Annotated in this window: 8 protein-coding genes and 3 pseudogenes; 7 read left to right on the forward strand and 4 right to left on the reverse strand. The window is 63.5% G+C overall.

Annotation, left to right across the window (positions count from 1 at the left end; translation table 11 throughout):
• Positions 1-128 precede the first annotated feature (128 nt).
• From ACCQ08_RS24420 to ACCQ08_RS24435, 4 genes and pseudogenes are all read left to right on the forward strand, one after another.
• Complete coding sequence (locus tag ACCQ08_RS24420; RefSeq protein WP_017511447.1) at positions 129-2,624, forward strand: heavy metal translocating P-type ATPase; 2,496 nt, start codon at positions 129-131, stop codon at positions 2,622-2,624.
• Positions 2,625-2,639: 15 nt separating this feature from the next.
• Positions 2,640-3,119: a Cu(I)-responsive transcriptional regulator gene (cueR, locus tag ACCQ08_RS24425; protein WP_012614052.1), complete on the forward strand. Its 480-nt coding sequence runs from the start codon at positions 2,640-2,642 to the stop codon at positions 3,117-3,119.
• Positions 3,120-3,134: 15 nt separating this feature from the next.
• Positions 3,135-3,473 carry an ISC system 2Fe-2S type ferredoxin gene (fdx, locus tag ACCQ08_RS24430; protein ID WP_012614051.1) on the forward strand — a complete coding sequence of 113 codons (339 nt, stop codon included), beginning with the start codon at positions 3,135-3,137 and terminating at the stop codon, positions 3,471-3,473.
• 223 nt (positions 3,474-3,696) lie between these two features.
• Positions 3,697-4,433, forward strand: a pseudogene (locus tag ACCQ08_RS24435) (MauE/DoxX family redox-associated membrane protein).
• A gap of 74 nt (positions 4,434-4,507) precedes the next feature.
• Here ACCQ08_RS24435 and ACCQ08_RS24440 read toward each other — a convergent pair.
• On the reverse strand, positions 4,508-4,702 hold the full coding sequence (locus tag ACCQ08_RS24440; protein WP_012614049.1) for a heavy-metal-associated domain-containing protein: 195 nt from the start codon (positions 4,700-4,702) through the stop codon (positions 4,508-4,510).
• Positions 4,703-4,802: 100 nt separating this feature from the next.
• Positions 4,803-5,051, reverse strand: a pseudogene (locus tag ACCQ08_RS24445) (Lrp/AsnC ligand binding domain-containing protein); the annotation flags it as partial.
• Here ACCQ08_RS24445 and ACCQ08_RS24450 point away from each other — a divergent pair.
• Together ACCQ08_RS24450 and ACCQ08_RS24455 are read left to right on the forward strand one after the other, a co-directional pair.
• Positions 5,047-5,616: pseudogene (locus ACCQ08_RS24450) on the forward strand (4-hydroxyphenylpyruvate dioxygenase family protein); the annotation flags it as partial. The pseudogenes ACCQ08_RS24445 and ACCQ08_RS24450 sit on opposite strands and share 5 nt — an antisense overlap.
• A gap of 320 nt (positions 5,617-5,936) precedes the next feature.
• Positions 5,937-6,830 carry a LysR family transcriptional regulator gene (locus ACCQ08_RS24455; RefSeq protein ID WP_012614048.1) on the forward strand — a complete coding sequence of 298 codons (894 nt, stop codon included), beginning with the start codon at positions 5,937-5,939 and terminating at the stop codon, positions 6,828-6,830.
• 26 nt (positions 6,831-6,856) lie between these two features.
• Here the strand turns inward: ACCQ08_RS24455 and ACCQ08_RS24460 are convergent, their stop codons facing one another.
• A complete protein-coding gene (locus ACCQ08_RS24460) occupies positions 6,857-7,150 on the reverse strand; it encodes a helix-turn-helix domain-containing protein (RefSeq protein WP_024082527.1) in 294 nt (97 codons plus the stop codon).
• A gap of 104 nt (positions 7,151-7,254) precedes the next feature.
• On the opposite strand from ACCQ08_RS24460, the gene ACCQ08_RS24465 reads away from it, so the two are divergent.
• Entirely contained in the window at positions 7,255-7,896 is a 642-nt protein-coding gene (locus ACCQ08_RS24465) for a LysR substrate-binding domain-containing protein (protein ID WP_012614047.1), read from the forward strand.
• Positions 7,897-7,962: 66 nt separating this feature from the next.
• Here the strand turns inward: ACCQ08_RS24465 and ACCQ08_RS24470 are convergent, their stop codons facing one another.
• Positions 7,963-9,906 (reverse strand): integrase arm-type DNA-binding domain-containing protein, encoded by a 1,944-nt coding sequence (locus ACCQ08_RS24470; protein ID WP_012614046.1) that lies wholly within the window; start codon positions 9,904-9,906, stop codon positions 7,963-7,965.
• Positions 9,907-10,186 lie beyond the last annotated feature (280 nt).

Consider the following 10,186-nt stretch of genomic DNA (forward strand, 5'->3'; position numbering starts at 1 on the left):
AAGGCCTCCGTTCCCCGTGCACCGGGTCATTTCTGAAACCTGACAGCATCCGAAAAAGCGCTTGACCTTCCCACGATGGTAAACCCTAAGCTCCCTCCATGTCGAATTTCAACTATGGGAAGCACACCATGAGCATGGCAACAACGAGTAGTGCTGGCGCCCAAGCAGCGGCAATCAGCCTGCCCATCGAGGGCATGACCTGCGCAAGCTGTGTCGGCCGAGTCGAGGCCGCCCTTGCCAAGGTCGAGGGCGTGGCAAGCGTGTCTGTCAATCTCGCCACCGAGCGAGCGGACATTCGCCTGAACCGTCCTGTCGATCGCATGGCGCTGATCCAGGCGATCGAGAAGGTAGGGTACGACGTGCCTCAGGGCACCATCGAGCTGGCGATCGGAGGCATGACCTGCGCTTCGTGCGTGGGCCGCGTCGAGAAGGCGCTCAAGGCGGTGCCGGGCGTCACTGAGGCTGTGGTCAATCTGGCGACCGAGCGCGCTACCGTGCGTGGCGTAGCATCCGTGCAGGATCTGATTGCTGCTGTCGATAAGGTCGGCTACGAGGCCAGCCCGGTCGATACAGGCATGCAGGCCGACGAGGAAGCTGCCGAGAAAAAGGACGCCGAGCGCGCCGAACTCAAGCGCGACCTGACCCTGGCCGCCGTGCTGGCGCTGCCTGTGTTCGTGCTCGAAATGGGCTCGCACATGATTCCCGGCATGCACGAGTGGGTGGCTTCCACCATTGGCATCCAGCAGAGCTGGTATCTGCAGTTCGTGCTGACCCTGCTGGTGCTCGCCATTCCGGGCTGGCGCTTCTATGAGAAGGGCTTCCCGGCGCTGTTCCGCCTGGGTCCCGACATGAACTCGCTGGTCGCGGTCGGCACGGCCGCGGCCTTCGGTTATTCGATGGTCGCCACGTTCGCGCCCAGTCTGCTGCCGGCCGGCACGGTGAACGTGTACTACGAGGCGGCAGCCGTCATCGTGGCGCTGATCCTGCTGGGCCGCTTTCTTGAGGCACGGGCCAAGGGCCGCACCTCCGAGGCCATCAAGCGCCTGATCGGCCTGCAGGCCAAGGAGGCGCACGTGCTGCGCGACGGCCGCATCGTGGACATCCCGATCAACGACGTGGCGCAGGGCGACATCGTGGAAGTGCGCCCCGGCGAGCGCGTGCCGGTCGATGGTGAAGTGACCGAGGGCCGCAGCTTCGTGGACGAGTCGATGATCACCGGCGAGCCGATTCCCGTCGAAAAGGCGGAAGGCAGCACCGTGGTCGGCGGCACCGTCAACCAGAAGGGTGCGCTGACGCTGCGTGCCACCGCCGTGGGCGGTCAGACCATGCTGGCGCAGATCATCCGCATGGTCGAGCAGGCGCAAGGTTCCAAGCTGCCGATCCAGGCCGTGGTGGACAAGGTGACGCTGTGGTTCGTGCCCGCCGTCATGCTGGCCGCGGTGCTGACCTTCCTGGTCTGGCTGGTGTTCGGCCCGTCGCCCGCGCTGTCCTTCGCGCTGGTCAATGCCGTGGCGGTGCTGATCATTGCCTGCCCTTGCGCCATGGGTTTGGCGACGCCGACCTCCATCATGGTCGGCACGGGCCGGGGCGCCGAGATGGGCGTGCTGTTCCGCAAGGGTGAAGCCCTGCAACTGCTCAAGGACGCCAAGGTGGTGGCCGTGGACAAGACCGGCACGCTGACCGAGGGCCGCCCGGTCCTGACCGACCTGGAGATTGCCGACGGCTTTGATCGCAACCAGGTGCTGGCGAAGGTCGCCGCTGTCGAATCGCGCTCGGAGCATCCGATCGCACGCGCCATCGTCGAGTCGGCCGTGGAAGGTGGCATCGCGCTGCCGACGATGACAGACTTCGATTCGGTCACGGGCATGGGCGTGCGCGCCACCGTGGACGGCGCGCGTGTCGAGGTCGGTGCCGATCGCTTCATGCGTGAGCTGGGGTTGGACGTGGGCAGCTTCGCTCGCACGGCCGAGCGCCTGGGCAACGAGGGCAAGTCACCGCTGTACGCCGCGATCGACGGCCGGCTGGCCGCCATCATCGCGGTGGCCGATCCGATCAAGTCCAGCACGCCCGCGGCCATTGCCGCGTTGCACCAGCTCGGCCTGAAGGTGGCGATGATCACCGGCGACAACGCGCGTACCGCGCAGGCCATCGCCAAGCAACTGGGCATCGACGAGGTGGTGGCCGAAGTGCTGCCCGAGGGCAAGGTCGAAGCCGTGCGCCGGCTGAAAGCCAGCCACGGCCAGATCGCCTACGTGGGCGACGGCATCAACGACGCCCCGGCGCTGGCCGAGGCCGACGTGGGCCTGGCCATCGGCACCGGCACCGACGTGGCGGTGGAGTCGGCCGACGTAGTGCTGATGTCGGGCAACCTGCAGGGCGTGCCCAACGCCATCGCGCTGTCCAAGGCGACCATCGGCAACATCCGCCAGAACCTGTTCTGGGCGTTTGGCTACAACACGGCCCTGATCCCGGTGGCCGCTGGCGTCCTGTACCCCGCATACGGTGTGCTGTTGTCGCCGATCTTCGCGGCTGGCGCGATGGCGCTGTCCAGCGTGTTCGTGCTCGGCAACGCGCTGCGCCTGCGCCGCTTCCAGCCGCCGCTGGCGGCGGATACCGCTCATTGAGAAAGGAGGAACACCATGAACATCGGTGAAGCATCCAAGGCCTCGAAGGTCTCGGCCAAAATGATCCGCTACTACGAGCAAATCGGTCTGATCCCTCCGGCTGACCGCACCGATTCGGGCTACCGCGCCTATACCCAGGACGACGTTCACCGGTTGCATTTCATCCGGCGTTCGCGCGACCTCGGCTTCTCGGTGGCCGAGATCACGGACTTGCTGGGACTGTGGAATGACAAGTCGCGCCAGAGTGCTGATGTAAAGCGTCTGGCCCAGCAACACATCGACGAGTTGGACCGGCGCATCGAGAGCATGCTGGAGATGGCCGCGACGCTCAAGGCGCTGATCCGGTGTTGCGCCGGCGACGAACGGCCCGACTGCCCGATCCTGCACACGCTGGAGCAGCCCGATATCAGTGACAACAAGCCCGAAGCGCGCACTGGCGCAGTGCCGCGCCGCGCGCGAGCCAACGCAGCAGGAAAAAAGCCGTGTGCGCACTGAGCAGCCAGGAGAGATATGCCCAAAATCACCGTCTTGCCCCATCCTGAACTGGCGCCTGAGGGAGCCGAACTGAACGTGCCAGCAGGCACTTCGATCTGCGAGGCCCTGCTGGACAACGGCATCGAGATCGAGCATGCCTGCGACATGAGCTGTGCCTGCACGACCTGTCACTGCATCGTGCGCAAGGGGTTCGATTCTCTAAACGAAGTCGAGGAATGCGAGGACGATCTGCTCGACCGGGCCTGGGGACTGGAGGCGCAGTCGCGGCTGAGCTGCCAGGCCATCGTTGCGACCGAAGACCTGACCGTCGAGATCCCCAAGTACACGATCAACCATGCCAAGGAGAACCACTAGGAGCCTGCGTGCTGCCTCAGGCGCACCGGCCTGCGGCAGGGTTGCTCTGGCAGATGGAGGACTGACGGCATTGCCGCCAGATAACCAACCCGTGGGCCAGACCAACCCGCGAGCCAGGTGTCTACACTCCCTTTGCACGGTCGTCGGTTAGGCTGGAAAGGTCATCAACGTCCTTAAATCCGTGACGGCCGGCCCATGGAAAGTCCCACAGGAGAAGTCCTGCATGTCTGCGCCCAAGCTAGCCACGCTCTACCGAATGGTCATGCCCGGCCATACCTGCCCCTACGGGCTGAAGTCGCTCGATCTGCTCAACCGCAAGGGCTACGAGGTCGAGGACAAACACTTGGCAAGCCGCGAGCAGACGGATGCGTTCAAGAAGGAGCATGGCATCGAGACCACGCCCCAGGTCTTCATAAACGGGCGGCGCGTGGGCGGCTACGACGACCTACGCAAATTCTTCGGCATGTCCGTGAAGGACAAGAACGCCGTGACCTAGACCCCTGTGATCGCGCTGTTCGCCACGGCGGCCGCAATGGCGCTGGCGGCGAGCTGGGCGGCCTTCGGCCAAGTCTAGAGCATTCAGGCGGCAGAGTGGTTCGTGGCCTTTGCCATGTGCCTCCTGGCGCTGCAGAAGCTCAAGGACGTGGACGGCTTCGCGACGACCTGCTGGCCAAGCGCTGGGTTCGGTATGCCTATTTCTACCCGTTCGCGGAGGCCATCGCAGGCGTCCAGATGGTCGCGGGCGTGGGGATGTGGGTGTCGATTCCGTTGGCGCTGTTCATCGGGACCGTCGGGGCCGTGTCGGTTTTCAAGGCGGTCTATGTCGATCGCCGGGAACTCAAGTGCGCCTGCGTGGGCGGGGACAGCAACGTGCCGCTGGGCTTCGTGTCCCTGACCGAGAACCTGATGATGGTGGCGATGGCCCTGTGGCCAAGGTCGGCCTACCTTGGGATGCACTGAGCGCCGCGCCAGGTACGGCGCAGCGCACGTGCTCGCATCGGCCGTCCTGTGTGCATGCCGGCCACGATGCGGTGTTACTGCGCGCGCGGCGGGAAGCCAGCTTCGCTCAGGGCCGCGGCGATCTGCTCTTGCGAGGCCGAGGTCTGGACCTCGACACGGCGGGTCGGCGGGTCCGTGACGATCTTGGCGTTGGGGTCGATCATTTGGATCGTTTTCGTCACAGTGCGGGCGCAGCCGCCGCAGGTCATGTCTTCGAGATGGAATTGCATGGAAAACTCCTTTCGGGTTGGGGTGTTTGAAGTGTGCTCCTTGCCACCGTTGGAAGGTCAATCGCTATTTGCATCCCCGCCACACCAACCGGCCGAATGCTCATAGGGGCAAGGCCGTGGTGCTCTTTACGCGATCCAGCACGAAGCTGGTCTTGCAGTCCTGCACGCTGGGGTGCTTGAGCAGCGTGTCGAGCACGAAGCGGGAGTAGTGAGCCATGTCCATGACGACCACCCGCAGCAGATAGTCCATGTCGCCGGTCAGCGCATGGCACTCCACAACCTCTGGCCAGTTCTGGACAGACGCGCGGAACACGTCCATGGGATTGCGCTTGTGCGAGTCGGAGTACTGGGCCGACTTCTACACGAAGTTCTTCAACTTCCAAGAGATCCGCTACTTCGACATCAACGGCGAGTACACCGGCCTAGCCTCCAAGGCGATGAGCGCGCCGGACGGCCTGATCCGCATCCCGCTGAACGAGGAAGCACGCCAGGGCGGCGGCCAGATTGAGGAATTCTTGATGCAGTTCAGCGGCGAGGGCATCCAGCACATCGCCCTGCTGTGCGACAACCTACTCGATGCGCTCGACCGCGTGCAGATGGCCGGTATCCCGCTGCTGACCGCCCCCAACGACATCTATTACGCAAACTTGGAAAAGCGCCTGCCCGGCCATGGCCAGCCCGTACCCGAGTTGCAGGCGCGCGGCATTCTGCTCGACGGCACGACCGAAGGCGGCCAGCCCCGCCTGCTGCTGCAGATATTCTCCGAGCCGCTGCTTGGCCCGGTGTTCTTCGAGTTCATCGAGCGCAAGGGCAACTACCGCGAGGGCTTCGGCGAAGGAAACTTCGGTGCCTTGTTCGAGTCGATGGAACGCGACCAGATCAACCGTGGCTCGTTGGAAATCAACCCGGCCTGATTTGGGCCTTTCCATGAAGGCAGAGCGCCTTCAGTCCTACATCTCGCGAGCCCCTCTGTGGGCTCGCGCTACTTTGGCGTCAGTACTGCCTTAGCCGCTCAAGCATTGAGCGGGTTGGCTTCGGCGTCACGTTCCGAAACAGTTGCTACCGCCCTTGACTTGAGTTAATACATGAACATATGTATTCTTATTCAGATACACCGATGGCCTTTTTCCTCGCCCTGAAGAGGGACCCAGCACTACGTCGCCCCCTCTAAGCGCACTTCGGCAGCAATGCGCCGTGGCCAACCCAATGACCAGGATTGCTGAAGGACGTGCCCATGGAACTTCGTCATTTGCGCTGCTTCGTGGCTCTCGCCGAAGAGCTGCATTTCACCCGTGCTGCGGAGCGCTTGCACATCGAGCAGCCGCCGCTGTCCCGCACGATCAAGGAATTGGAAGACGAACTGGGGGTGCTGCTCTTTGACCGCGATCGGCGGGGAACGCGGTTGACGCCAGCGGGCACCACCTTCCTTCAGGACATTCGCAGGCTGTTCACCAACCTGGAGCAGGCACGAGAAAACGTCAGGGCGATCGCCGCAGGCCTAAGAGGCAGCGTGCGCATCGCCATCTCCGATGGCGCCATCGACCCGCGGCTGTCTGCACTTCTTGCCCTGTGCCGCCAGGAGGAGCCGGAGATCGAAATACGGCTCTCCGAGGTCACCCTGGCGGAACAGTTGCGGGGACTGCGATCCGGCGACTTCGCGATCGGTTTCGCACACACCGCGGACGTCGGCGACGGACTGGTGACGGAGCCCATCTGGCAGGACCCGCTGGTGGTGACCGTGCCGATCCGGCACCCGTTGCTGGCCCACAAGGAAGTGTCGCTACGTGAACTCGTGAGTTACCCGCTGGTGATGTGCGATCCGCAGCTTTGCGAGGGCTACTGCCGCGAATTGACCCGGCTGCTACATCCCCTGGAGCGCGAGTCCACCATCGTTGAGCATGTCTCGTCGCTGGACATGATGCTCACATTGGTCGGAGCTGGTTACGGCATCGGCTTCGCAACGGCGACCCGAATCGCGGCGTGTCAACGTCCCGACGTGGTGATCCGGCCGTTGGCGCTCGATTCGGCCGTCATCATCACCTACCTGCTTCGGCCCGAAGGCGGTAGCGGACTATCCGCACCCGTAGAGCGCTTCATCGAGCGTTTGCGTTCGCCAAAGAGCGATTAGCTACGACGCCTGCGCCACATCCGGCGTCACGCATCGCCCTGAAGGTAGAGGTTGCGCTCCGTGGCCGTCATCAGTTCGGCCGAGCTGATCTTGAGAGCCAGGGAAATTTTTAGAATGAGAGCGAGTGTCGGCATGTGCTCGCCGCGCTCAATCTTGCCCATGTGCGAGCGCGCGATCCCCGCCAAGCCCGCGAACTCATCCTGAGCAATCCCCTGAGCCAGGCGAGCGGCTCGCACCGCTTGCCCGAACGCCAACGCCGGTGCGGACTCATAGGTGGTTACTCCGGCGGGCCGTCCAGGCCGAATAGTGCGCTTCTGCATTCGCAGAAGCGTCATGGAATCACTGATCTTTAACCACGTTAAAGATATCTCTTGAGTATGATGTCGGCTGCTCTTTTCGATCCCGTTGCCTCTTGGGGGCATCCATGCACAACGCCATCAGACCGTCCCCGAATTTCACACTCGCCATAGCGCCAGGTGTGCCGTCTTCACGGCTGTCGGCGCTGCTTGCACTGCAGCGAGCGCACGAGCCGGGTGTCGCGATCGCCGTGCGTGAAGTTTCGGATCAAGAGCTGGTAACGGGCCTGCATGAGGGCCGCTACGACGCGGGGCTATCTCTTAGCAGTGCGGGGGATCACCTGACGAGTAGCCGGAGGCTGTGGTGCGAAAGCATGGCCGTCGCGATACCACCGCGGTTCCGTTTGGTTGATCAGGCGAAGCTCACCATCTCCGATCTTCAGGACTATCCAATCTATCGCTGGCAGGCGGAGGCTTGTCCCTTGCTGGACGAGAGGTTGGCCTCCCTGATGCCAGTGGACCAAGAGAACATCCTGCCTGCAACTTCATTCGAGATGATGGCGCTGTGGGTTTCAGCCGGCTACGGCATCGGCGTATGCGCGCAATCGCGCATCGAGCGTGCCCATCAATGGGGGGTAAGCATGCGACCGCTCGCCGATGGCCCCTATGAGATCGTGACGTACCTCCAACGGCCCCACGCGCAAGCAGATTCTGCTGCCAAGCGTTTCGAGCGCAGGGCGCTGCAGATCGCCGAGGCAGGCGCCCTGTAGCAGGCACTCCTATAGGCCGGAGCCGTCTCATCCCGGCCATAGGTTGCAGCATGGGACTAGACCGGACTAGACCCCTTCAAGCACCGCTGCGCTGTCCACCAGTCGGCGGACGCTCTGCCGCACGTCCTCGGGGATGGGCCGCGGGGCAACGGCCTCGGGCACATCCGCATGGTGCTGGTAGTCGCCCATGAGAACCCGGATGATTGCGGGCACGTTCGTTGGCGTGACCGCATCAATGGCCGCACGATCACCCAGGTCGGGGTGAGGCTGGGTCAGCATGCGGTACAGGTCCCACGAATCGGCGTGCGGGCATTGGTTCATGAGCACTTGGGCCAGCTTGTGCTTGAGCGGCACCAGTTGCCAGTCGGGAACCCGCTGCCCCCGGTTGCCCAGGCTGATCGACAGCAGCTTGCCCGCCTTCAGCTCGCGGTTGATCTGGTCCTTGGACTTCCCGGCCAGCTTGCCGAACAGCGGGACCGGCAGATTGTTCGGCGACTCGTAGATGGCCAGCATTTCCTCGCGCTCGCGCTGGATCGCGGAGACTTCCGGCTCCGGGGCATGCACCGGAGGCGGCGGCACCTGCGACAGCCGCTGGAACATGATTCCGCCGCTGTTGGGGGTCACGACGATAGGCGTGGCCACCACGGGCGGCACGCCGGGGACAACAGGCTCAGCAGTCGTGGAGACCGCGCCCACCACTTCCTCCACTTCCGCCATTGCCGGCACCCCGTCGATACGGATGGTCAGATGCGCGCTCGCGGCTTCGACTTCACCCTGTTCGAGCAGGTCAAGACGGTCTGCCCAGTCCTGCATCATGCGACGCCGAGGCTCCACGTACTTGGCGTGGTTGTAGGCCGAACTCACCTTGTTGGGGTCGGAGTGCGAAAGCTGAGCGTCCACCCAAATCTTCGGGTATCCGATCTCGTTGAGCGCGGTCGAGATGGTGCCGCGGATGCCGTGGCCGGTCAGGCGCCCCTCGTAGCCCATGAGCTGCACGGCCTTGTTGAGGGTGTTCTCGCTGATGCGCTTCTTGAGTTCGCTGCGATGCGACAGCAGGTACTTCTGCGCTGGACGCATCACGCCCAGGAGATAGCGCACGATCTCGATGGCCTGCAGGGACAGGGGCACGATGTAGGGCGGCACGTCCTGCGGCCGCTTGCCGGCCTTGCGCATTTCGTCCTGGAGTTGCTTGACGACCTGCGGCGGGATGATCCACAAGCCGCGGTCGAGGTCGAATTGCTCAGGCTCGGCCAGGCGCAACTCGCCCGTGCGCACCCCCGTCAGGAACAGCAGCCGGACGCCAAGCTGGGTCTGCCAGCCCCGGGGGTTGTAGCGCCGGAGCTTCTGAAGGAACTCGGGCAGCTCGGGCAGGTGCAGATAGGGGTTGTGGGCCACCGGGGGCTTGGGCTCGGCCACCACGTCCAGGTCCGCGGCCGGATTGACTTCCAGCCCTTCGGCGATGACCAGGGCATAGCGGAACATCTGGTTGAACCAGGTGCGGACCTTCTCGGCGGTGGTGAACGCCTTGCGTTTCTCGATCGCCGCCACGACGCCCACGAGCTGGGGCCGTCGAATGTCGTAGATCGACATCTTCCCCAGGGTAGGCAGCACGTCCTTGTTGAAGATGCGCAGGATCTGCGAAAGCGTGCTCTGACGGCCTTCCTTGAGTTCCTTGCGGCGATGCTCGACCCAAGCATCGAAGACGTTCTTGAAGGTGTATTCGCCCGCCAGCTTGGCCGCGTGCCGGCGCTGGTCGCGTTCGATTTGGGGATCAATGCCCTTGGCGAGCAGAACCTGAGCCTTGTCCCGCTCGGCGCGGGCCTCGCGCAGACTGAGGGCGGGATAGCCACCCAGGGACATGCGCTTTTGCTTGCCCAGCCAGTAGTATCGGAAGATCCACGACTTGCCGCCTGCGGCAGAGACCATCAGGCCCAGGCAGTCGTTATCGGAGAGGGTGTAGCGCTTGCCGGTGGTTCTTGCCTGCCGGACTGTCAGATCAGAGAGTGCCATTTCGAGGCTCCTAAGTTATGACTTAGGCCTAATGCTCGTCATGGTTCCCGCTCAGCCCCAGCAACTATCCGGTAGCCGTCCCAACCGTATTCTTGTGCCTCAATTGGTCACTCAAAAACGGTAGCTGTGGGTGGATTTCCGTGGCGCTCGCTGGAATGAAAAAAGGGGCCAAAGCCCCTCTTTTCAACGACTTACAGACGTCAGTAGAAGTCTGTAGATCACTATCTGGAGCGGGAAAACGGGTTCGAACCGTCGACCTATACCTTGGCAAGGTATCGCT

This window comes from Comamonas sp. SY3 (assembly GCF_041730275.1).
Classification (GTDB): Bacteria; Pseudomonadota; Gammaproteobacteria; order Burkholderiales; family Burkholderiaceae_C; genus Comamonas; species Comamonas sediminis.

Bases quoted from the DNA above. Each gene is read 5' to 3' on its own strand.
- ACCQ08_RS24465 (WP_012614047.1), top strand. From the start codon at position 7,255: ATGCACAACGCCATCAGACCGTCCCCGAATTTCACACTCGCCATAGCG.
- ACCQ08_RS24460 (WP_024082527.1), bottom strand. From the start codon at position 7,150: ATGCAGAAGCGCACTATTCGGCCTGGACGGCCCGCCGGAGTAACCACC.
- ACCQ08_RS24420 (WP_017511447.1), top strand. From the start codon at position 129: ATGAGCATGGCAACAACGAGTAGTGCTGGCGCCCAAGCAGCGGCAATC.
- ACCQ08_RS24455 (WP_012614048.1), top strand. From the start codon at position 5,937: ATGGAACTTCGTCATTTGCGCTGCTTCGTGGCTCTCGCCGAAGAGCTG.
- ACCQ08_RS24470 (WP_012614046.1), bottom strand. From the start codon at position 9,906: ATGGCACTCTCTGATCTGACAGTCCGGCAGGCAAGAACCACCGGCAAG.
- cueR (WP_012614052.1), top strand. From the start codon at position 2,640: ATGAACATCGGTGAAGCATCCAAGGCCTCGAAGGTCTCGGCCAAAATG.
- ACCQ08_RS24440 (WP_012614049.1), bottom strand. From the start codon at position 4,702: ATGCAATTCCATCTCGAAGACATGACCTGCGGCGGCTGCGCCCGCACT.
- fdx (WP_012614051.1), top strand. From the start codon at position 3,135: ATGCCCAAAATCACCGTCTTGCCCCATCCTGAACTGGCGCCTGAGGGA.